Genomic DNA, 21,423 nt, shown 5'->3' with positions numbered 1-21,423 from the left:
GCAAAACCGCGGCTCGTCTTCTTCTTTAGAAGATGTACTTCGCCGCAAGCTGCGCCCTGCGCGGAGCGCTGTTGATGATCCCAGAGTCGTTCGCCGGGTTCAGCCGCATGAAGACCGGCGACCCAATCGATTGCGACCCGGTCGTGTCATAGGTCACGTTGTTGAACACGTTCTGCACCTCGAACCGAAGCTGCAGGACCTGCTCTCGCCACGTCCGGAACGACTTCGACAGATTCGCATCTGTATTCCAGACTGCATTCTGCCGAAGCCAATTGCGTCCCAGGTTCGAGAACTGTCCCGCTGCTGGCGCGTAGAACTGTGCCCTCTGCGCCGCCGTCAGATAGTAGGTCTGCGTACCACTCGACGTCGTCTCCGTGTGAACCTTGCCCATATGGGCATCGCAGTGACCGAGGCAGGAAGCAGGCGTCTGCACGCTGCCGCCGTAGGTAAACGCACCATTCGAACCCGAGCCGGATCCGGCATAGATCGTAAGCGGCCTGCCTGACTGCCACACACCGTCACCGGAGATCTGCCATCCTCCGATCATGGCGTCCACCACACGGTTTGCCTGCGAGCCGAACTTCTTACCATGGCCGAACGGAAGATCGTAGACATAGTATCCCGACACCACATGCGTGTTATCGAAGTCCGCCGCTGCGTAGTTCAACCGCGGAGTGCGAAAGTCAAAGGGCGTTCCCGCAGCCGACTGCGAGCTGCCCGTTGCCACCGTCGTGAACGTCGGATCATAGGACCGAGTATCCAGCGTCTTCGAATATGTGTAGCTCGCCGTTATTTGGAGGCCGCCAGACATGCGCTTCTCAAGCTGCAGTTGCAGTCCGTTGTAGTTCGAGTAGTCGCGTGTCTGCAAAACGTTGAGGCCACCAAGATACTGCGAGTACGGCTTGAAGAAATTATCCGGCAGTCCGTCCTGATGGACCAAGGAAGACACACCGTTAGACGATTGCGAATCGGGCAGCAGGGTATTCGCAAAAAGGTTCGCCAGTCCGCCCACGCTGTTGTTATCAAGGTAGGCCTGATAGTTCTTCTGGATGTACGCCGAATCCTTCAGTCCGCCGGTGTTGACCTTGGAGATAAGCTGGTGCATCAACGGCGTGACAACTCCCGCCTTCGCCTGCTGGAATGAATCCAGGAATTTATTGGAGTAGAGCTCCGCCTGGTTCGAGTCGTAGCCACCATAAAGGTGCGTCCCATGGTTTCCGATATACGTCATCGTGAACACCGTGTTCTTCAATACCTCGCGCTGAATGCTCAACGCCCACATCGAAACCGTCGGCGTCTTCATGTTTGGGTCGGACACTGTTAGCGAGTTGACGGTGTACGGTGGAGGCGACACCAGAGACGCAGGCGTTGCCGTAGTCGTCGGCGGTGCCCAGTTCTGCGCGCGCTTGCCCATCTGCGTTCCTTTGTCCAGGCCCGAAACAACATCGTTTACCTGGTAGGTCAACCCCGGCATTCCCTGGAAGACCGACGACGAAAACGAAAACGAGTTAATGCGGTCGTAAGCAATCCGGAAGTTGCCGCGAATCGAGGTCTTGCCGTCCTTGAATGGGTCATAGGCAAACCCAATCGAAGGCCCGAAGTTCGTCCAACGGCTCTTCATAAACGCTCCATGCACAAACTGCAGGGGACCGTTCAGTTGGGTGCCATACACCATCGACTGGTTCGGAATCTGCCCAGGGAAACTGTGCAGGTCCGGAGCCAGACGAGCATCCAGCCGCACGCCGTAGTCGAGCACCAGATTCGGCAGTGCCTTCCACGTATCCTGCAGGTAGAAGTCGTACTCCGGCCAGCGGTGGTCCATGTTGTTGACCGTCCCAGCTGGATAAAAGGAGCTCAAATCCGGCTTCGCCACATAGCCTGCCTGTTGCGAATAAATACGGCCAAGCATGTCGTTGACCGCCCCTTTGAGGGTCGTCTGATCGGTGGTATTGATCGACGTCGTGGGGATATTGTAGTTCGTCGTATCCGGTGAATTACTGCTGCTGCCCGATGCACTAAAGGTCACCTGCGGAACCGCGTTCAGCGATCCGATCGACCCGCGCTCGTCGATCTCGCGGCCGTAGCGGAAGTTAATTCCGCCCTTGACCACATGCGGCCCGTGAACCCAGGTTACGTTATCCACCAACTGTATCGTCGTCAGGAAGCGATTGTTGCCCAGATAGGCATTCAGCGGCGCCACAACAGAGTTGTTCAGGTTGAACGGAGTCTTCGCGTTCGCAGCCGCAGCCGGATTCTCAAACTTGTACCCGAAACGATTCATCCCGACAACAAACTCATTCGCCAGGCTTACAGTCGGCGCCCATCGATAGTTGAACGCAAAGTTACGCGGCGTACGGTACGTATTGACGACAGGTGGAAGTCCCGGAAAGGTCGGCAATCCGCCATTGGTGACATCGGAAAACGTATTCTGATGGCCAGAGGTCCAACGGAAATAGACCTGATTTTTCTCGTTGAACTTATAGTCGATCTTGAAGTTCAGATCGACCTGCTTGTCCGTCGCAGGCGCAACCCAGGTGTATCCCGCGGTATTCAATCCGTCGCCAGTCTGAAATGTGTTCGGCAGCGGCGCCAGCCCGATAAAGTTCTTCGTCGCCGGATCCAGCCCAGCATGGAACGGATCACTCGCGACCATGTCATATGTGTTGTAGCAATTCTTCTGTTGAGAAGACGAGCATGCCGGCAGAGTAGGATTGCCGCTGCCGTCTACTGAAGCCCCGTTCGCACCAAAGGGCGCGTTCTTACCGGTCGCGACATACCGGATAAGGCCCTGCCGAGCCTGCTGCGTGTACACCCTTTGAGTCTGAAGTGTGCTCGTTAACGCGTGCAGCAGCTCCACGTTGACAAAGAAGAACGCCTTGTCCTTCCAGATAGGTCCGCCCAGCGATCCCCCCGGCACGTTCTGGACAAATTGCCCCCGCCCCTTCCCAGCAGCCTTGTTCTGCGGCGTATTCGCCCGCAAAAACGGCGACTGATAGAACCAGAACAGGTTGCCGTGCCACTGGTTGGTTCCCGACTTGGTCACCATCAGCACCTGCGCGCCAGAGTTACGGCCAAACTCCGCCGTCGGAGCCGATGTAATCACGCGAAACTCCGAGAGCATGTCCGGATTCTGGTGTGGTGGCGAGGTACTCGATCCGCCCGACGAGCTCTCGTTTGCGTCGATGCCGTCCATCACATAGTTCCACGCGCGGTCACGCGAACCGTTCACGCTGATGCCACCGCCGACAGCATTGCCGCCATTCACCACTACGCCCGGGATGAACTGCACGAGGCCCAACGGGCTCCTACCACGTGACCCCACAATCGGCAACTGTGTCAGTGTAACGTTGTCGATCTGGCCGCCCAGATTACCCGACGACTCCGTCTGCACCAGGTCGTAGCCGCCCTCAACCTGTACCGTCTCTGTACCGCCACCGATCGAGAGCCTCGGATCCACGCTCGTCGGAACGCCGATCGACAGCACATTCCCCGTCGAGACAAACTGCTTGAAGCCCTGGGCCTCCGCCTTGATCGTGTACTTGCCCACCTGCAGCAGGTCAAACGTATAGGTGCCGGAGCCAGAAGTCTTGGTCACAAATACTGCGCCCGTGCCTTCATTCATCGCCGTCACCGTTGCATTCGCAACCACGGCTCCCGACGAGTCAGTGACAATACCCGAAATGCGGCTGGTAGTTCCTTGCCCGAACGCGAATGCCGTAAACAGCAATACGACCCAACAGAGAGAAAACGTCCTGCGATAAGTCATTGTCCTCCTAAGGTAAGGCTGGTCAATTTAAGACGAAGACGGAATTCGCGCCTAAGCCGTCCTGGCAGACCGGCAAAAAACACGGAACGATACCGATTTAGTTCGGAGTTTCGTAAAACCGTATTTCCACTGGCCGATACTGTCAAGTAGATTCATCACTTTATCGCGCGCACACTTTTCGCCCCCGGATATCCACCGCCCCCCTTCGCGCCGCCGTTTAAGATAGCCACAACCACTAAAAAGCACGCGAGGGCTCCTGCATCATGTCCATCCCCGTCCCCGGCCGCATTGAGATCATCACCGGCCCCATGTTCTCCGGAAAATCCGAAGAGCTCATCCGCCGGCTCAAGCGCGCCCGCATCGCCCGTCAGCGCGTCGCCTGCTACAAGCCCGACATCGACCTCCGCTACCACCGCACCTCGATCGCCAGCCACGGTGCGCAGACCCACGACGCCTCCACCGTCGCCAACGTCGAAGACCTCCGCGCCGCGCTCTTCCCCCAGCTCGATCAGATCGAGGTCGTCGGCATTGATGAGGTGCAGTTCTTCGCCGACGCCATCATTCCCCTCGCCGTTGAACTCGTCCATCTCGGCAAGCGCGTCGTCATGGCCGGCCTCGACACCACCTTCGCCAACGAGCCCTTCGGTCCCGTCCCCAACCTCATGGCCCTCGCCGACGAGGTCACCAAGCTCTCCGCAGTCTGCATGGTCTGCGGGGCCCCCGCCATCCACACCCAGCGCCTCGGCCAGAGCCAGGAGCTCGTCGTCGTAGGAGCCACCGGACTCTACGAAGCCCGCTGCCGCGCCCACTTCCATCCCTACGCCGACGAACACCACTCCGAGCAGCTCGAACTTCCCGCCGTCAGCTAACAGGGCCAGCCTCTCTCCGGAATCATCCAAATTACCCAACGTCGAATACCAATCACCGAATACCCCGGAGCCACCGACCGCATCTAATCCTTTTTGGCCTGAACCAGATCAACCGTCCACGCTCCACCTGTGCGACCCAGCCTGCACTCCGGAGGGTTTCCTTTGAGAGCATCCCTCGGATCACTTGCCGTCGCTTTTTGCTTGACACTCCCACTCAGCGCATCCCCCCAGCACCGCGGCCGCGCTGACGCCCACTCTGCTCCGAAACAGGGCCCCGCGCCCTTCTACGGCGTACCCAACACCGCCCACGACCGCTCGTATGTCGACCACCCCGGCCACGTCAACGCTCCCCACGTTGATGGGAACCGCTGGGTAGGTCACGACACCGGCCCCAACGACCCCAACTACCACCTCAATCACCCTTTCGAGCATGGCCCCTTCAACGGAGGCTTCGGCCCCGAGCATCGCTGGCGTCTCGCAGGCGGAGGCCCATCCCGCTTCTCGTTCGGAGGTTTCAACTTCAGCGTCGCGCCCTATGACGTAGGCTTCTGCTCCGGCTGGCTCTGGGACTCCGACTACGTCGCCATCTACGGCGACCCCGATCATCCCGGCTGGTATCTCGCCTACAACACCCGCCTCGGTACCTACGTCCACGTCATGTACCTCGGCGCCCAGGCGGTTGCTCTACATCCCTAACCCGGAGAGGGAGTTCGCCTCTCCCGTGCGCTAATCCTCACCAAGCGACCGAATAATCGGACAAGGCTCGCCATATCTTCGCTCATCGCAGGCATGGACAAGATGAGTAAGCGCCGTTCGCATTGCGGTCAAATCCGCGAGCTTCCGTTCGATGAGCTCCAGCTTCTGTACTGCCAACTCTTGAGTCTCGCCACACGCGGTCGCCGCATCCAGCCCCATCAACTCGGCAACCTCCTCCAGCGTGAACCCCAACGTCTGCGCCCGTTTGATGAAGTACACACGCTTTGCCATCTCAGCCGGGTAACGGCGATAACCTCCCGGCGGCTTACGTGGCTCCTCCAACAGACCGCGCCGCTGGTAATAGCGGATGGTCTCAACATTCACCTGGGCCAGCTCCGCCAGCTTGCTTATCGTCAGCCCGTCTTGCACGATGCACCGCCTCTTGACTCCGTACTATGGTACGGAGTTTATGCTGGAAACGAAAGATCGAGTGAATATGGCCACAATGTCGTCTAACGTGAAGGTTCCTCTGCTCGCCGGTGTGCTGGCCAGTCTCGGAGCCTCCGTATGTTGCGTCGGTCCGCTCGTTCTCCTGTCGCTCGGCGTCGGCGGAGCCTGGATAAGCCACCTGACTAGATTCGAGCCCTATCGGCCCCTCTTCATCGGCCTTACCCTGCTGTTCCTGCTACTTGCCTTCCGTCGACTGCACTTTGCCCCAAGGGCCTGCGCCCCCGGCACTCCGTGCGCCGACAAACAAACCCGGAACAATCAGCGCCTCCTCTTCTGGATCACGGCTTCTGTGCTGCTCGCGCTGCTGGCTGCTCCCTGGGTGATATCGCTGTTCTATCGCTGAAACGGAGACTCTATGCGAAAAGCTCTAATCACCGCCTTCATCACGATCTCGCTTACAGCATTCGCCGCCAGCCAGCAGACAATCGTGCTCGACGTGCCGAACATGACCTGCCCCGTGTGTCCGATCACCATCAAAAAAGCTCTCAAGAGAGTGCCCGGAGTTGAGGATGCGACCGTCAACTACGACAAGAAAACCGTGACCGTAAAGTACGACCCCGAAAAAGCCTCTCCTGCCGCACTCATCAAGGCCACGACTGACGCCGGCTTTCCCTCCTCAACGCACAACGCGCCTAAGTCATGAAGAAACCGTCCCCCATCCTTGAATCGGTGCTGACATGTCCGAACTGTGGCCACTCGACACAGGAAAGCATGCCCGCCGACGCCTGCCAGTTCTTCTACGAGTGCCCGCGCTGCAAGACAGTGCTGCGCCCGAAGCCAGGAGACTGCTGCGTCTTCTGCTCCTACGGCTCAATCAAATGTCCCCCCGTCCAGCTCTCGGGAAACTGCTGCGGCGCCTGAGCCCACCTAATGTCTCCCTTCTCCTCCTGTAACACTGCCCTGCCGCCTGCCATTGCAGCTTGACCCGCAGAATCTGTACGTTACGATAGGGGCGATGCTGCCAACATCCCGCGTAGTCCCACTGTTCTTCCTCGGAGCGAGCCTCTCACTGTGCGCTCAGGCCCCTCGGTTCGTGTCCCCTTGGGCGACACCCAGACAAAGGCTCTCGAGACCTCTTCTCTCACCACACCCGGCTCACATCCCTTCCACATCAAACTGCAAATTCGGGACGCCTTCAATCCGACCTCCGACTACCACGCCGAGATTGAAGAGTATTGGTCATCTCCTACGCTCTGGAAACGGATCGTCACCGCGCCCAACCTCAGGCATGTCACCACGGTCAACGAATCGGGCACGCACGTAGAGTCCTCCGGCGACTATTTCCCTCTCTGGCTCCGTGGCTTTGTCACGGCCATCGTAGATCCAGTTCCGAGAGATGTCTGGAGCAAACCCGATCTCATGCTCGAACAGACTCTATCGGCTTCGGGAACCAAAACGCCACCCTGTGCTAGTGCGCTTGTACGTATCGGCGGAAGCCCGCCTGCCCCAGCCAGCCTGTGTTTCTTCCTCAACGGGCTTCTCTCTTCGGTAGACACTCCCGGATACGAGATGGAGTTCAATGAATTTTCCGATTTCAACGGAAAGCAGATCGCCCATCTCTATTTGTCGCAAATTCAGCCAGAAACTCTTCTGGTCGGAAAGATCGACAAACTCGAACACTCAAACAAAAAGGCCGACTTCTTCGCTACTCCGCAAAGTCAGAGCAGTCCTGATCCACTAGCCTCGTACACAATTGACGCCTCCCAAATCGAGAAGCTGGCTGAAAACTCCACCGGCCTGAATTGGCCTACGGTGAGCTCGGGAAAAACCGAAGGCTCGATCTCACTTTTCGTCTCCGTCGATACCCATGGCCAAGTCCGGGAAGCCTCAGTGCTTTCCACGGATAATCCCGAACTTGATCAGGCAGCCCTTGACCAGCTTTTAGGCAAGAAGTTGAAGCCGGCGGCATGGAAGGGCTCACCCGTACAGGTCGAAGGTCCGCTTCTTCTTTCTTTCTCTACAAAAACAGATTCTTCCTCGAAGACCTCAAGCACTGCTGTTGGCTTGCCGAGCGGAGTGGTAGCCGGCAAGGCCATATCTCAACCTAGGCCCCATTACCCCGACTCGGCGAAACAACAACATATTTCTGGCTCGGTCTACCTTCGCGCGATCATCGCTGCCGATGGCACAATTCTTAAGCTCGGAGTGATTGAGTCGGCTTCGCCGATCCTCTCGGAAGCCGCGTTGGCTGCTGTCAAACAGTGGAAATATCAGCCTTACCTGCTCGATGGAGTTCCGACCAAGGTCTCGACAACAATTACAGTGAACTTCAGCATCGGACCTTCAACATTCACTCTCATAGGTTCTCGCTGACCTGATATCACATCGTCAGGTCACTCCGAGGCAGCTCCAGCACACCGGAAATCCGCCGTGCGCTATCCTTACTCCGAACAGGTTCTAAGCATCCGAGATATCAGCAACTTCAGGAGAGTAGCCGTTATGCGCCTTACCACCGCCGCCGCCCTTACCCTCAGCCTCCTCGCAGTCCCTGCCTTTGCCAGACCCTTCGCCAAGCACAAAGACGCCGTCGTCGTGCATCTCAAAACCAGCTCTGGCGAAGACGCTGGCACCGCCACCTTCACCCCCTCCAAGGACGACAAGCTCACCATCAACCTCAAGCTCAAGAACCTTCCCGCCGGCGACCACGCTGTCCACATCCACCAGAACGCCAAGTGCGACGCCCCTGACTTCAAGTCCGCCGGCGGCCACTTCAATCCCGCCGGCAAGCAGCACGGAACCATGAACCCCATGGGCCACCACAACGGCGACCTGCCCCAGAACATCGCCATCGGCCCCGATCACACCGGCATGGCCACCTTTACGGTTGACTACCTCTCGCTCAACCTCTCCGCGGCTGACTCCCTCTACGCCAACGGCGGAACCTCCATCATGGTCCACGAGAAGGCAGACGACATGAAGACCGACCCCACCGGAAACGCCGGAAACCGCATCGCCTGCGGAGTCATCACCGCACCAACTCCCTAGGGAGCTGCCTTTGCCTTCTATTCCCTACTCCCTATTCCCTACTCCCTGTTTCCATTGAACCGGGACAGACGCCCATGCGTATAGCAACCACATGGGCGTCTTGCACATGGCGATTCCGGTAGCTCCCGGCCGACACTCCAGCCGGGCAGTGTCTCCGCGACGCCTCCCTCGTGCCACACCGAATAACCCCGCCCCCATGCAGGCCACCCCGCCGCCTGCCGCACGCGGTACACTTCTACCACCCTTGAAACCCGCTGAGGCCACGTTGGAGCGAACGCCAGAACAGGTAGCCGCACAGGAAGCCCTTGTCAGGCTCGTTCGCCAATGCATCGCCGGCGACCCACAGGCCTGGCAACAGCTCGTCGCCTCCCAGCACCGTCGCATCTACGCCATCTGCTACCGCTTCACCGGTTCCAGTTCCGACGCCGAGGACCTCACCCAGGACGTCTTCCTCAAGCTCTACAAGAACCTCTCCAGCTTCGACCTCCAGAAGGGCAGCTTCCAGACCTGGATCACCACGCTCGCCCGCAACCTCCTCGTCGACCACTTCCGCCGCACCCGTCAGGACCGCGCCACCGACTCCATCGACGCCTCCTTCGACGGTGAAGACGACGGCCCCACCCTCGCCGACCGGCTCGCCGACACTCGCGACTCGCAGGAGAAGCACGTCGGCGACCTCGAACTCCGCGGCCGCATCCAGCACGCCCTCAAGCAGCTCTCCCCGGAGCTCCGAGAGGCAGTTATCCTGCGTGATCTTGAAGATATGGATTATAAGGAGATATCCCAGGTACTCCGCATCCCCGAGGGAACCGTCAAGAGCCGCATCAGCCGCGGCCGCGGGGAACTGGCACGACTCTTGCAACGTATAGAAAGACAACAGATGTAGGTGCTAGAAAGACAGGTGATTTAAGTGGCAGACCATAACCAATTCGGCAGCGCGACGCCTCCTCAGTCTCCCGGCGCGCAGCACTGCTCCCAGTGCGAGGCCATGCTGGCCGACGTCCTCGACGGAACCCTCTCTGCCGCCGATCAGGCCGTCTTCGACCTTCACGTCGCCGGTTGCCCCTCCTGCACGGCCATGCTCGCCGACGCCCGCCGGGGAGCCTCTCTTCTCGAGGTCCTCGCCGCCGTGCGACCCGAGCCCTCCGCCGCCCTGCTCGACCGCATCTTCGCCCAGACCACCGGAGCCGCAGCCATCAGCGCCCAGGCCATCGCCCAAACCTCCGAAACGTCTGCCGCCCAGCCCGTCTCCATCCAGAGTGGCCGCCACCCCAACACGCTGCTCGGCGTCCCCGCCCGAATCCCTGCCCTCAACCCGGCGGCTGCCTCGGCAGGAAACGTCCTGCCCTTCCGCCAGCGCGTCGTCAACGCCCTCCGGTTCAGCTCCATCGGCCACGCCCTAATGCAGCCGCGCCTGGCGATGACCGCCGCCATGGCCTTCTTCTCCGTCGCCCTGACCCTCAACCTCACCGGCCTTCACATCACCGAGCTCCGCGCCAAAGACCTCAAACCCTCCAGCATCCGGCGCAGCTTCTACGAGACAAACGCCCGCCTCGCCCGCACCTTCGACAACATGCGCGTGGTCTACGAGTTCACGTCCCGCGTCCACGATCTGCAGCGCTCGGCAGAGAACACCACCCCGGCGCCGGCCCCCTCCAATCAGAACGACTCGGCCCCCAGCACCTCCACGCCCTCTGGCGATAAGAAGCCAGACGGCCAGAAGCCAGACGACAGCAACGACCCCAAGCAGGCGCGTCCTCGCCCTAAGTCCGGAACCAGCCGGCGCGAGATTCCACAAGACCGCCTCCAGTTCGTCGGCTCCCTTTCAGGGCGCGGCTCCACCCCAGCCGCGACGTATGCCTTTGCTCCACTTGCTCCCAATGTCTTTAGGAACCAGGAAGGGGGACTGGTATGAACTGCGCTAACCATCCTGATCGTGAACGAATCGCCTTCTGTCAGAACTGCGGCAAGCCGCTCTGCCAGGAGTGTGCCCGGACGGTAGGCTCTGCTGTCTTCTGTGAGCCCTGCCTCGCGGCCCGGCTCTCCGGTGTCGGTGCTCCTCCGCCAGCTTCGGCAGGAACCTACGCCAACGCCGGCGGTGCCCCCAACCTCAGCTACTCGACCGCCGGAGCCATCCCTCCTCCCGGGGGTCCGAACCCCGTCCTCGCCGCCCTGCTCGGCGTCATCCCCGGCGTCGGTGCCATGTACAACGGCCAGTACGCCAAGGGAGTCGTGCATCTCATCGTCTTCGCCGTGCTCGTCAGCATCGCCGAGCAGCACGATATCTTCGGCCTCTTCGTCTTCGGCTGGATGGTCTACCAGGTCATCGAGGCCTACCACACCGCCAAAGCCCGCCGAGACGGAACCCCGCTGCCCAACCCCTTCGGTCTCAACGACCTCGGTGAGCGCCTCGGCTTCGGAAAATCCTGGCCCTCTGCTGTCGCTACATCCGGCCCCATGCAGCAGCCTCCCCCTGCCGAACCCGTCGTTCCCCCGCCGGCTGCGGCCTCCGCGGTTCCGCCACCGCCTGGCGGTTACAACTACACCTACAACTACCCGCCGCCCGCCGCCAGCTGGAGTGCGCCTTGGGACAGCCAGGCAAACCCCTACGCCGCAACACAGCCGCAGCCCCTCGACCCCAACGCGCCGCTCTATCCTCCGCGCAGCCGCTTCCCAACAGGAGCCATCTGGCTTATCGGCCTCGGCCTGCTCTTTCTCATCGGGAACTCCGGCTTCTTCCACGTCTTCCACCTGGTTCCGTTCTTCCTCATCGGGCTCGGCGTCTGGATCTTCATCCACCGGATGACTCTCTCCGGCGAGGGCCTGGCCGACGATGGCACGGCCTATTACCGCATCCGCCTCTTGAGCGCCTTGCGCGGCTCCATCTGGGTCATCCTCGTCGGAGTCATGTTCCTTCTCGCCAGCTTCAACATCCTCTCCTGGGGAAAGAGCTGGCCGCTCTTCATCATCGTCGCCGGTCTCATGATCTTCTTCGAGCGCGCCGCCTACAGCTCGGCCGCGGCCTCCCCTCCTCTCTATCCACCGCCGCCGCCCGCAGCTCCGGCGCCTCCGGCCCCACCCACAAGCACTACTCCCATCGTTCCCACCGAGCACGATCAGGAGGGACGTTAGGCCATGGCAAACTATCCTCCACCGTATCCGCCGCCACCCGCAGGTCCCCCATACGGAGGCGACTGGCGCTACCAGCGCCGCGTCCTCAAGCAGCAGGCTCGCATGCAGCGCGACATGCTCCGCGCCCAGCGTGACGCCTACCGCTACCAGATGCGCAGCACGCGCCGCTCCTCCATCCTCGGCCCACTGCTTTTGATCGCCGTCGGCGTCGTCTTCCTGCTCATCCAAACGGGCCACATCTCTGCCCGCTACTTCTGGGATTGGTACGGCCGCTTCTGGCCTATCCTTCTCATCGGAGCCGGCGTCATCGTACTGCTCGAGTGGGCCTTCGACCAGTACTTCCACTCCGATGACGCCATCCCGCGCCGCCGCAGCCTCGGAGGAGGCGTCTTCGCCCTTCTCATCCTCTTCGGACTCGCCGGGATCTTCTTCAGCGGCATGCGCCACGGCCACGACATCTTCGGCCACGCCATGAACTTCGACCAGAACAACCTCGACGAGTTCTGGGGCGACAAGCATGAGAGCGATCAGGCCCTTGCCCAGGCCCTCCCCGCCGGCGCCGCCATCCTCATCAACAACCCGCGCGGCGACGTCACCGTCTCCGGAACCAGCGACGACAACCAGGTCCACATCGCCGTCCACAAGCAGGTCTACACGCGCTCCGACTCCGAGGCAGGCAACAAGGCCCAGCAGCTTAGCCCCGCGATCACCTCCGAGGGCAACACTCTCAGCGTCACTCTGCCTTCGGTCGAAGCAGGACGCGCCGACCTCGTCATCACCATTCCACCCTCCGCCGCCACCACCGTCTCAGCCAACCACGGTGATGTGCACGTCAACGCCATCAAGGCCCCCGTCACCATCACCGCCAACCACGGCGACGTCGAAGCCAGCGCCATCACCGGAGCCATCACCACTCACATCAATAACGGCGACTCCTCCTTCTCGGCCCACAGCGTCACCGGCGCAGTCTCCGTCGAGGGCCGCGCCCGCGACCTCACCCTCTCCGACATCGACGGCACCACCACCATGAACGGTGACTTCTTCGGGACCACCCACCTCGAGCGCATCCGAAGCACCGTCAAGTTCCACACCAGCCGCACCGACTTCCAGCTCGGCCGCCTCGACGGCGAGATCGAGATCAGCCACTCCGACATCTCCGCCGACCAGGTCTCGGGCCCGCTCACCCTCGCCGTAGCCAACCGAAACATCTCGCTCGACCGCATCTCCGGCGACGTCTCCGTCACCAATCGCAACGGCTCCGTCGACCTCACCAGCGCGCAGCCCCTCGGCAACATCACCGTCGAAAACCGCAACGGCTCCGTCAACCTCACCATGCCCGAGCACGCCGGCTTCGTCGTGCAGGCCGAGACCACCAACGGCGACGTCGAGAACGACTTCTCCCTTCCCGGCGAAGAGGGCGGCAACAACCGCAAAACCATCAACGGAACCATAGGCAAAGGCGGCCCACTCGTCCGCATCAGCACCAGCCAGGGCGACATCGCCCTCAAGAAGGCCAGCGTCGCACCCATCCCGCCCACGCCGCCTCCTCCGCCGCCGCCCATCTCCATCCATGGCAGCGACGGAGCCTCCGTCGTCATCGGCAAAGAGGGCCTCAACATCTCCGATGGGGGCGGCACCAAGGTCGTCATCGACAAGAACGGGGTCAATATCAGGACACACCCCGACGGCTCCAGCGTCTACGTTCGCAACGGCACAAGACTCATCACCCAGGCCGACGGCACCCGTGTTTATGTCGGCAGCGACGGAACTCATCTCACCACCCACCCCGACGGCACGAAAGAATATGTAGGCAAGGACGGCGTCAAGATCATCATCCGCCCCAACGGTAGAACAGTCTCCAGTCCGGGGAAGCCGCTCACGGATGCCGACATCGATAAACGCCTCGCAGAAGCCGAACGCGACGCCGACAAAGCCGCCGCCGAACGCGACGCCGCACGCAACAAATAGCTTCGATCCGAGCAGTTGCCATTCCGCCCCCTGTGCATAGTCGAAGGGGGAGGATCGATCCTCGCTCAAAAAAACCAAGGGGAGTCGCTGTTTCGCGACTCCCACTGGAGAGGACTTGCCAGCAACTCTTAGTTCACCTGCATCTGCATCAGGTGGGACTTATATTCATTCTCTACGTTGACGCGCCGCACAACTGTGAGGCCATCTCTCCCAAGCAGGAACGTCGTTCCTGTCTCCGCATTCACTAGCTGATGTCTGACCTGCTTCACAGTCGTCAATAGCGTCGGGTCGGATGGTGTAGAGAGGTCGATCACCTGATAGTCGCGGGGCACAGCGCGGGCATAACTATACCGTTGGTTGCTGACGGCAAGAAGCCCCGACTCCCCTAGCGATTGCATAGATCCGGAATCTGCCAACGCTGTTACGACGCGCAGGCTTGGCTTGCGTGGCTTACGCAGATCCAGAACGCCTACGTTTTGCCCGTCGCGAAAGCGGACCAGTTCGGCGCTTCCATCCAATGGGCGCCTGAAGTCGAAGGCGCCGGGCGTAGCAAGCTTTGTGGTTGAAACCAGTTTGATGCGGCCGGGATCCGATACATCAAAGACGGAGAGCCTCGCCCCTTGCTGCTGCTCGACGTAAAGGTATGTGCTGCCCGCATTGTCTGAATGCAGAAAGAAAGAATTGCCAGGGAGCTCTGCTTCCTCCGGAAGGTCTCGAGAATCCATCACGACAATCTCCTTCGACCTTGAGTGCACTTCAGCATTCCCAACGAGGGGAGCGAAAATCGTGGCGATGCCGACGAGGCTGATTGCGATTCGGTTCAAAGTGAGTTTGTTCATGGCGTTTCTCCTTTTCGTAATTCAGAATCAACCCGTTTCGCTCGCTTGTCCAAGAAGTAATCGTGATACCGCATAAGTCAACTGAGTGTCGCCAAAACCCGCGAATCTATTGGGCTTTTGCTTATAGGGCATAACAATTTGTGAGTTCCTTTATGCAGTAGCGGGCCGTAGTGTCAGAGCATGATGACTCAGACCACAACCCGAAAGACTATCGCGATTATCGGTGGTGGCGTCAGCGGTGCACTGACTGCCTATCACCTCGTACAGCAACGAGCGGAGGCAAGGATCCTCGTGATCGATCCGCGGCCGGAACTTGGGTTAGGCTTGGCGTATTCGACACCAAGCCTGCGGCATCTCCTGAATGTTCCGGCAGGCAAGATCAGCGCTCTCCCCAATCAGCCGGAGCACTTTCTCCACTGGTTGCGCGCCAACTACGATCCGGAGGCGAACCGCGGAACATTTGCGCCGCGCGCGGTGTTCGGCATGTACATTCGAGACCTGCTTGCGACGGTTGACGGCGTAGAACAAGTGAGGGCAACCGTTGTCGACTATCGCGCAGCCGTGGCCGGCGCGGTGTTGACGCTCGATGATGGCCGCCGAATCGCATGCGACCTCGCCGTGCTGGCAACAGGCAACTTCGATCCCGCCGTCCTGCCGGGGATCAGTGATGAGGCCCGTTCCACCAACGCGTACTGCCACAATGCATGGCTCTCCGCGACTTATGAGAAGCTCAACCCCGACGCGCCCGTCACGCTGATCGGCAGCGGTCTCACGGCAGTGGATGTGCTACTCAGGCTGCGTGAACTGGGGCACCGCGGTACGATCACTGCAGCGTCCCGGCATGGCATTTTGCCGAACCGCCACTCCGACTACACGCCAATGACGGAGAGCGCGATTCCTTCCGACACTCCCGCCACCTGCATCGCGTACCTGCGCGCGCTTCGAAGCGCGATCCGAAATGGGGCCGAATGGAGAGCGGCGTTCGACAGCCTCCGCGCGACCACAAACGATCTATGGCTCGCGCTCCCACTCGCGGAGCAGAAGCGCTTTCGTCGTCACCTGCAGCGTCGCTGGGATGTCGTTCGGCATCGCATGGCTCCGCCGGTCGCTGACATCATTGAAAGCGAGTTGGCCGCTGGCACACTGATCGTTCGCGTGGGTCACCTGCACAGTGTGGGGGCCACCACGAAGGGAGCCGCGGTCGTGATTCGCACAGCCTCCGGAGAGGAGAAGTTCGAATCTGCTCGCGTAATCAACTGCACCGGCCCGAGCATGAACTACCGGCGCGTGAAATCCCCGCTCCTCGAGAGCCTGTTTGAGCAAGGTTTGGTGGCCCCTGGTCCACTTGGCGGCGGATTCAACACCACGCGTTCCGGCGCGCTGATCGATGCTCGTGGCCAGGCATCCGGTGTGCTCTTCAATCTCGGACCGGCCCGCCTGGGAACGCTTCTCGAATCGATCGCAATTCCGGAGCTTCGCGAACAGGCTGTGGAGCTCGCAACGATCCTGGTTGGGATTTTGGTTGGGCTCTTGAGCACGATGCGGAGCAGTCGGCAAGAAGAGGATCAGCAATCTTCACTCTCTACAACAGCGGAGCTTGGCTCGTTGGTGGCGGCATGACGACCGTCTTATCAATCTCGCGGCCAAGCCGAATGACCCGGTGCGGGCAATGTGTTCGTGACCGCTTCCTTATCCTGGCATGGTCGGCGCTGCTTGGCCTGGTGAGCGGCGCAGCCTGCGTCGGCGTCCGGCTTGGCCTCCACGCGTTGCAGTGGATCTTCGTGCAGCGAGCGGGCATGCTGCCGGATGCGGCGGCCGCTCTCTCGCCCGTGCGACGGATGCTGACCCCGGTTGCCGGAGCGGCGCTTGCAACGGCTGTTGTCCGGGCTGCAGGTCGTTGGTCCAGAGCTGGATACTTCGAGGGGTATGTGGAGGCGGTGCGATATCGAGAGGGACGCATACCGTTCGCTCCAACTCTCTGGCGCACAGTCTCCTCGGCGTTTTCGATAGCAACCGGAGCGGCCATCGGGCGCGAGGGCTCGATGATTCAGTTCGCGGCAGCAGTCGCATCCTGGGTCGGGGAGCATTCGCCAGGTGAACGTTCGCCCTTTCGCGCGCCCGCTCTCTCACGTCAGGTCGCCTGGGGCGCTGCTGCCGCGGTGGCGGCCGTCTACCAGACTCCGCTCGCAGGAGTGTTCTTTGCGATGGAGATCGTGCTAGGGGCATGGGAATGGACGGAGGTTCCGCAACTTCTGGTCGCCTCATTTGCGGGTTGGTTCGTCACTCGCGCGATCCTGGGTAGTGGCCCGTTGTTCGCCGTCACGGGGCCGCTTTCTCTCTCATGGCAGGTGCTGTGGGCACTTCCGCTGGCCATTCTGCTTGGATTTGCAGGCCCGGCGTACCGGGGGCTGCTGCGAAGTCTGCACTCTGCCAGACGATGGCCGCTGGCGCTGCTGTGGAGCGGGCTTGTCGTCGGCGCACTTAGCCTATTGCAGCCAGCCGTATGGGGGAATGGCGATGCGGCCCTTATGCGCACACTCGAGAGCGCGCCTGCACTATGGAGCATCGCTGCCGTTCTGGCGGCACGTCTCATCGCTACCACGTTCTGCGTGGGAACCGGAACGGTTGGCGGAGTCTTCACTCCGACACTCTTCGCTGGTGCGGCCGTTGGTCTCGCAGCCGGCCGCCTCGTTCATAGCGCCGACCCGGTTCTGCTCGCCATCGTTGGCCTGAGTGTGTTCCTGTCGGCCGTAACCCATGCACCTGTCATGGCCGGACTGATGGCCGTCGAACTCACCGGACAGTGGCACCTGTTGCCGTTGCTGCTTATCATGAACGTGGTCTCTTGGTGTACCGCCCGGCGAGTTTCGCCGAGGTCGCTTTACGATATTGCCACGCCTTCTCCGGCAGAGGTCGAATCAACTCTAAGGAGAATCTGAATCAGATGATCGACAACTTTCGTATTCGTGTCTTCCGTGCTGTAGCACACCATCTGAATTTCAGCCGTGCGGCGGAGGAGTTGTTACTCACACAACCCGCGGTGACACAGCAGATCAAGGCACTGGAAGACGAGTTCGGCGTGCCGCTATTCGACCGGGGCGGAGGACGCATCTCCTTGACACCGGGCGGAGCGGCATTGCTGCCCTTCGCAGATAGGATGAAGGCGCTGTCCGAGGAGGCAGTGGCAGCGGTCGCAGACGCCAACGGACAGCAGGCCGGGGAGCTGACTCTGGGAGCATCCCAGACGATTGGCCAATATCTGCTGCCAAACCTCGTTGCCGGCTTCTTGCGCGCCAACCCAAGGGTTCATGTAACCGCCCGTAGCGGAAACACCGACGCAATGCTGGAGGCATTAGTTTCGCGCGAGATTCAACTTGCGCTCATCGAAGGCCCCGAGCACCGTAAGGACGTGCACATTGAGCCGTTCATGGAAGATCATATGGTGCTCGTCGTGCCGGCAGGTCATGAATGGGCTGACCACGCGATCGAGCTTGCCGAATTGAAGGAACAGCCTCTATTGATGCGTGAGTTCGGCTCAGGCTCGCGGCGGGTTGTGGAGCACGCACTGGCTGCTGCAGGCCTGAAAGGCAAGGACCTGAAGATCAGCATGGAACTGGATTCCACCGAAGGCTTGCTGAGCGCTGTCGAAGCCGGGTTGGGAATCACGTTTGTCTCACGCTGGGCCGTGCGAAATCAACTCTCGCTGGGGACGCTCAAGCTCGCAAGAGTGCGTGGCCTCAAGCTCTCTCGTCGATTCTCCATGGCTTATCCTGCCGGTCCGGAACCTGCCGGCAACGTGGGCTCCTTCCGCGGCTTCCTGCTCTCACACTCTCTTGAGCTTGCTCCGCGAACGACAGGCAAACAGAAGGACAACCATCGAGCGGGAAGCTAATAGATCAGTCACGGGATCAACTAGTCCAGGTTCGCGGACTCACGTGATGGAGAATCTTCTGGAACTCGACGACGCTTCAGCTAGTTCTCCACATCGAAGACCTGAATCGCCGCCGGCTTCCCGCCCTCCTGCCGGACGGCCAGAAAGAATCGGCTCAGCTCGGGGACGAACATGCTTGTGCGAGCGCCTTTCACCGTCTCGAGCTGGGTGACTTTGCTGTAGTGGTCGCGATCCTGTTGCCGATACACAGCAATCGATCCCTCGCCGCCTGAAACATACAACCGCTTGCGCTCTTGATCGTAAAAGACGTCGTCCGAATCTCCCACAGTGGGAAGGCTCGCTACGACAGCGCCCGATTTCGTATCCAGCACCAACAGAACAGCAGGTCTGCGGCAGACGATAAAAAGCCTTTCATTCGTTTCGTCCAGCGCCATCGGAAAGTTCGAGCTGGCATTGCCCGTCGTCCAGCTTGCCACAACCGCGCGCTTCGCCTGATCAACCACAGCCACCTTCTGCGAACGCGGCAGATTGACAAATATCCGCGAACCCCTCTTCTCCAGCTGAAACGACTCAGGGTGTGCATCCAGCTTTACGTCAGATACCTTGTTGCCGTCAGAATCAAAGGTCGCAATACCGCCGCTGCCATATCCCACCAGAATCTGTCCGCTCGTAGCGTATTGGCGGATATTGTCCGCGTCATCACCCAACTCGACTGTGCGGAAAGGCTGAAACGTCCGCGCGTCAAAGATCCGTACCGTGCCGTCCTTCCCGTTGGCGATCCACAGCCGTCCCTTTCTCGATTCATAGAGGACGCCCTGCGGCTCGGCAAGGCTGCCGATCGCTTGCACCACCTTACCGCTCCGAACATCAACGACCTCGACGCTGTCATTCCCCAGCGCAGCAACAAAAAGGCGCTGGTGCTCTGCATCGAAAGCCATGTGATCGATTCGCCCCTTCACATCTGGCAAAGGAATCGTCTTTTCCCAGCGCAACGGCGCCGGAGACTGAGCACTCGCAATCCCAACAGCTGGCATCAGCAGAGCGATCCCGCACGCAATCCTGACTATTCTTTTCTTCGACATGGACGGCCACCCTTTCCTTGCTACCAGATGACCGCAGTCTATTCTTCGCAAGCTTAAAGCTCACTGAACCCACTCGCTGAAGCTTGCTTCTCAACGAATCCCAATTGAGGCTTACATCCATGAGGACTTCACCAAACATGTTGCCCCCGACATGGTTGTCAGGGCCCTCGAGAGGCTACACAGCTGATGGCCATCAAAGGCAGAACCAACAGCCCCTACGTGCCGCCAACGTTTTCCACAGAAAATCCTGTCAAGCCCCAAAACCACTTAACCCCATCAAACAAAACCACTTCCAAGTGGCAGAGTAGTTTCTCTAATTCTGTACAATAGAAATAGTGACCAGAAAGCCCCGGGCGAACCCGGGGCTTTCCCTTTTAGAATCAAGATTTTGAGCATTAAACCCTTTGGTTGCAATATCTTAGCGAACGCAAATTCGCTAAGCCATTGCAACCATTTGACTTTTAACGCGACACGGGGGGAGGGGGCACCCCCCCCCCACAGCGACCCCAAGGACTCGCCAAGGAGAAGCCATGAAGATGAAGGTCCAGCTCTGCCGCCACCTCAAGACCAACGGAACCCAGTGCCAGTCCCCGGCCATGCAGTACGGTGGTAGCTCGTACTGTTACTTCCACGACCGCCTCCACGAACGCCACAAGCGTTTCCGCTATACCGAGGAAACCAAGGGGTACCTCATCCGCGGCCGCCACATCCAGCTCCACCCCGTCGAAGACGCCGAGTCCATCCAGCTCGCCATCTCCCTCGTGGTCAATGCCCTGGCCACCGGAGATCTCGAACCCCAGCGCGCCACCGCGCTCCTCTACGGCCTGCAGCTCGCCTCCACCAACGCCCGCACCCTCGCCCCCAAGCCCAAGCCCGAGGAAATCGTTCGTACGATCGCGACCTCGCCCGACGGCCTCGACATCGCCTTCCCCTCAACCTACCTCGCCCTCACCCCCGACAAGGAAACGGCCGAGCGCCTCCAACGCGAATATGACTTCATCAGACTCCACGGCCTGAAGGAGGAAACCGCCGCCCTGCCCGACGACACAGCTTGACCGATTTCGTCGCAGAGACTTTTCGAAGATGAGGGCGTTACTCGCTGAGTTTGGGTGGGTTTATCCCGCGTCGCCTGATGAGTTCATCCTGCAATTGATGGAGAACCTCCTTTGGCGAAAAACTACAACCACAGTGGGCAAGGATGGGGGTCTCAGGTGCGGGCTTGAGGTGTTTCTTGACCTCGGAGATGACGAAGGAGTTCTGCTTACCACACTCTGGGCAGGGGAGGACAAGGGTTCTGGGTCCGCGTGGGAACCGAGGAAAATGGGGGAAGAGGCTCTTTGCCATCGGTATGCTCTCCAACCTTTGCCACGTAGACCGTTCTGGAACCACGCTACCATTTAGTCGCCAATCTCACTGAACGGCTTACCCCGGAAGGCGGCTCCAATGCCGAGCAAAACCAAGAAGGTCACCAGGACCACAGTGCCGATCCGGTCGGCCAGATCGAGCGTCCAGAGTTCCCGCACCACGATGTAGGGCAGGACGAGGAGGAATATCATGGCGACCACAGCCGAGGATATAGAGAACCGCCGACGTTTCATGGGTGGCAGCATAGAGGGAAGCACTAGAATAGCGCAGTGAATCAGAACATTACCGTACATAAAGCCAAATTCGATGCCGTCCTTCA

At 60.2% G+C, this 21,423-nt stretch carries 20 protein-coding genes; 15 read left to right on the top strand and 5 right to left on the bottom strand.

What is annotated here, in order from left to right:
* Window positions 1-25: 25 nt before the first annotated feature.
* On the bottom strand, window positions 26-3,766 hold the full coding sequence (locus OHL16_RS11975; protein ID WP_263367354.1) for a carboxypeptidase-like regulatory domain-containing protein: 3,741 nt from the start codon (window positions 3,764-3,766) through the stop codon (window positions 26-28).
* A 263-nt stretch (window positions 3,767-4,029) separates the two neighbouring features.
* On the opposite strand from OHL16_RS11975, the gene OHL16_RS11970 reads away from it, so the two are divergent.
* The gene (locus OHL16_RS11970) at window positions 4,030-4,635 is read left to right on the top strand and encodes a thymidine kinase (RefSeq protein WP_263367353.1); all 606 of its coding nucleotides are present in this window, start codon (window positions 4,030-4,032) and stop codon (window positions 4,633-4,635) included.
* A gap of 162 nt (window positions 4,636-4,797) precedes the next feature.
* Window positions 4,798-5,331, top strand: a complete 534-nt coding sequence (locus OHL16_RS11965) for a hypothetical protein (protein WP_263367352.1) — start codon at window positions 4,798-4,800, stop codon at window positions 5,329-5,331.
* 30 nt (window positions 5,332-5,361) lie between these two features.
* Here the strand turns inward: OHL16_RS11965 and merR are convergent, their stop codons facing one another.
* Window positions 5,362-5,760 (bottom strand): Hg(II)-responsive transcriptional regulator, encoded by a 399-nt coding sequence (gene merR, locus OHL16_RS11960; RefSeq protein ID WP_263367351.1) that lies wholly within the window; start codon window positions 5,758-5,760, stop codon window positions 5,362-5,364.
* A gap of 67 nt (window positions 5,761-5,827) precedes the next feature.
* On the opposite strand from merR, the gene OHL16_RS11955 reads away from it, so the two are divergent.
* The 9 genes from OHL16_RS11955 to OHL16_RS11920 all read left to right on the top strand — a co-directional run bounded on the left by OHL16_RS11955 (window position 5,828) and on the right by OHL16_RS11920 (window position 13,926).
* Window positions 5,828-6,184: a mercuric transporter MerT family protein gene (locus OHL16_RS11955; protein WP_263367456.1), complete on the top strand. Its 357-nt coding sequence runs from the start codon at window positions 5,828-5,830 to the stop codon at window positions 6,182-6,184.
* Between the two features lie 12 nt (window positions 6,185-6,196).
* Window positions 6,197-6,484, top strand: a complete 288-nt coding sequence (gene merP, locus OHL16_RS11950) for a mercury resistance system periplasmic binding protein MerP (RefSeq protein ID WP_263367350.1) — start codon at window positions 6,197-6,199, stop codon at window positions 6,482-6,484.
* Window positions 6,481-6,702 (top strand): GDCCVxC domain-containing (seleno)protein, encoded by a 222-nt coding sequence (locus OHL16_RS20135; protein ID WP_317891057.1) that lies wholly within the window; start codon window positions 6,481-6,483, stop codon window positions 6,700-6,702. Before merP ends, OHL16_RS20135 begins: the two co-directional genes overlap by 4 nt.
* Window positions 6,703-7,200: 498 nt before the next feature.
* Window positions 7,201-8,154, top strand: coding sequence for an energy transducer TonB (locus OHL16_RS11945; protein ID WP_263367349.1), 954 nt, complete (start codon window positions 7,201-7,203; stop codon window positions 8,152-8,154).
* 126 nt (window positions 8,155-8,280) lie between these two features.
* Window positions 8,281-8,826 carry a superoxide dismutase family protein gene (locus OHL16_RS11940; protein WP_263367348.1) on the top strand — a complete coding sequence of 182 codons (546 nt, stop codon included), beginning with the start codon at window positions 8,281-8,283 and terminating at the stop codon, window positions 8,824-8,826.
* Window positions 8,827-8,932: 106 nt separating this feature from the next.
* Window positions 8,933-9,712, top strand: a complete 780-nt coding sequence (locus tag OHL16_RS11935; protein WP_263367347.1) for an RNA polymerase sigma factor — start codon at window positions 8,933-8,935, stop codon at window positions 9,710-9,712.
* Window positions 9,713-9,736: 24 nt separating this feature from the next.
* Complete coding sequence (locus tag OHL16_RS11930; protein ID WP_263367346.1) at window positions 9,737-10,741, top strand: anti-sigma factor family protein; 1,005 nt, start codon at window positions 9,737-9,739, stop codon at window positions 10,739-10,741.
* Window positions 10,738-11,958, top strand: a complete 1,221-nt coding sequence (locus tag OHL16_RS11925; protein WP_263367345.1) for a B-box zinc finger protein — start codon at window positions 10,738-10,740, stop codon at window positions 11,956-11,958. Before OHL16_RS11930 ends, OHL16_RS11925 begins: the two co-directional genes overlap by 4 nt.
* A 3-nt stretch (window positions 11,959-11,961) precedes the next feature.
* Window positions 11,962-13,926: a DUF4097 family beta strand repeat-containing protein gene (locus OHL16_RS11920; protein WP_263367344.1), complete on the top strand. Its 1,965-nt coding sequence runs from the start codon at window positions 11,962-11,964 to the stop codon at window positions 13,924-13,926.
* A gap of 128 nt (window positions 13,927-14,054) precedes the next feature.
* Here OHL16_RS11920 and OHL16_RS11915 read toward each other — a convergent pair whose 3' ends face one another.
* Window positions 14,055-14,765, bottom strand: coding sequence for an LVIVD repeat-containing protein (locus OHL16_RS11915; protein ID WP_263367343.1), 711 nt, complete (start codon window positions 14,763-14,765; stop codon window positions 14,055-14,057).
* A 180-nt stretch (window positions 14,766-14,945) separates the two neighbouring features.
* Here OHL16_RS11915 and OHL16_RS11910 point away from each other — a divergent pair, with 180 nt between their 5' ends.
* From OHL16_RS11910 to OHL16_RS11900, 3 genes are read left to right on the top strand one after another with little or no spacing between them, the layout of a single operon-like run.
* On the top strand, window positions 14,946-16,385 hold the full coding sequence (locus OHL16_RS11910) for an FAD/NAD(P)-binding protein (protein WP_263367342.1): 1,440 nt from the start codon (window positions 14,946-14,948) through the stop codon (window positions 16,383-16,385).
* On the top strand, window positions 16,382-17,704 hold the full coding sequence (locus OHL16_RS11905; RefSeq protein ID WP_263367341.1) for a chloride channel protein: 1,323 nt from the start codon (window positions 16,382-16,384) through the stop codon (window positions 17,702-17,704). Before OHL16_RS11910 ends, OHL16_RS11905 begins: the two co-directional genes overlap by 4 nt.
* 5 nt (window positions 17,705-17,709) lie before the next feature.
* Window positions 17,710-18,657 (top strand): LysR substrate-binding domain-containing protein, encoded by a 948-nt coding sequence (locus tag OHL16_RS11900; RefSeq protein ID WP_263367340.1) that lies wholly within the window; start codon window positions 17,710-17,712, stop codon window positions 18,655-18,657.
* An 80-nt stretch (window positions 18,658-18,737) separates the two neighbouring features.
* On the opposite strand, the gene OHL16_RS11895 is transcribed toward OHL16_RS11900, so the two are convergent.
* Window positions 18,738-19,739 carry a YncE family protein gene (locus OHL16_RS11895; RefSeq protein WP_263367339.1) on the bottom strand — a complete coding sequence of 334 codons (1,002 nt, stop codon included), beginning with the start codon at window positions 19,737-19,739 and terminating at the stop codon, window positions 18,738-18,740.
* A gap of 530 nt (window positions 19,740-20,269) precedes the next feature.
* Here OHL16_RS11895 and OHL16_RS11890 point away from each other — a divergent pair.
* Window positions 20,270-20,794, top strand: a complete 525-nt coding sequence (locus OHL16_RS11890) for a hypothetical protein (RefSeq protein ID WP_263367338.1) — start codon at window positions 20,270-20,272, stop codon at window positions 20,792-20,794.
* A gap of 342 nt (window positions 20,795-21,136) precedes the next feature.
* On the opposite strand, the gene OHL16_RS11885 is transcribed toward OHL16_RS11890, so the two are convergent.
* On the bottom strand, window positions 21,137-21,337 hold the full coding sequence (locus OHL16_RS11885; protein WP_263367337.1) for a hypothetical protein: 201 nt from the start codon (window positions 21,335-21,337) through the stop codon (window positions 21,137-21,139).
* Window positions 21,338-21,423: the final 86 nt, after the last annotated feature.

Origin of the sequence: Edaphobacter bradus (assembly GCF_025685645.1) — a bacterium.
Lineage (GTDB): Bacteria > Acidobacteriota > Terriglobia > Terriglobales > Acidobacteriaceae > Edaphobacter > Edaphobacter bradus.
The sequence above is the reverse complement of the archived record's forward strand: the minus strand, read 5'-3'. Positions and strand labels throughout refer to the sequence as shown.

Coding starts and splice junctions, on each gene's coding strand:
- OHL16_RS11975 (WP_263367354.1), bottom strand. CDS start 3,766: ATGACTTATCGCAGGACGTTTTCTCTCTGTTGGGTCGTATTGCTGTTT.
- OHL16_RS11970 (WP_263367353.1), top strand. CDS start 4,030: ATGTCCATCCCCGTCCCCGGCCGCATTGAGATCATCACCGGCCCCATG.
- OHL16_RS11955 (WP_263367456.1), top strand. CDS start 5,828: ATGGCCACAATGTCGTCTAACGTGAAGGTTCCTCTGCTCGCCGGTGTG.
- merP (WP_263367350.1), top strand. CDS start 6,197: ATGCGAAAAGCTCTAATCACCGCCTTCATCACGATCTCGCTTACAGCA.
- OHL16_RS20135 (WP_317891057.1), top strand. CDS start 6,481: ATGAAGAAACCGTCCCCCATCCTTGAATCGGTGCTGACATGTCCGAAC.
- OHL16_RS11945 (WP_263367349.1), top strand. CDS start 7,201: ATGCTCGAACAGACTCTATCGGCTTCGGGAACCAAAACGCCACCCTGT.
- OHL16_RS11940 (WP_263367348.1), top strand. CDS start 8,281: ATGCGCCTTACCACCGCCGCCGCCCTTACCCTCAGCCTCCTCGCAGTC.
- OHL16_RS11935 (WP_263367347.1), top strand. CDS start 8,933: ATGGCGATTCCGGTAGCTCCCGGCCGACACTCCAGCCGGGCAGTGTCT.
- OHL16_RS11925 (WP_263367345.1), top strand. CDS start 10,738: ATGAACTGCGCTAACCATCCTGATCGTGAACGAATCGCCTTCTGTCAG.
- OHL16_RS11920 (WP_263367344.1), top strand. CDS start 11,962: ATGGCAAACTATCCTCCACCGTATCCGCCGCCACCCGCAGGTCCCCCA.
- OHL16_RS11915 (WP_263367343.1), bottom strand. CDS start 14,765: ATGAACAAACTCACTTTGAACCGAATCGCAATCAGCCTCGTCGGCATC.
- OHL16_RS11910 (WP_263367342.1), top strand. CDS start 14,946: ATGATGACTCAGACCACAACCCGAAAGACTATCGCGATTATCGGTGGT.
- OHL16_RS11905 (WP_263367341.1), top strand. CDS start 16,382: ATGACGACCGTCTTATCAATCTCGCGGCCAAGCCGAATGACCCGGTGC.
- OHL16_RS11900 (WP_263367340.1), top strand. CDS start 17,710: ATGATCGACAACTTTCGTATTCGTGTCTTCCGTGCTGTAGCACACCAT.
- OHL16_RS11895 (WP_263367339.1), bottom strand. CDS start 19,739: ATGTCGAAGAAAAGAATAGTCAGGATTGCGTGCGGGATCGCTCTGCTG.
- OHL16_RS11890 (WP_263367338.1), top strand. CDS start 20,270: ATGAAGATGAAGGTCCAGCTCTGCCGCCACCTCAAGACCAACGGAACC.
- OHL16_RS11885 (WP_263367337.1), bottom strand. CDS start 21,337: ATGAAACGTCGGCGGTTCTCTATATCCTCGGCTGTGGTCGCCATGATA.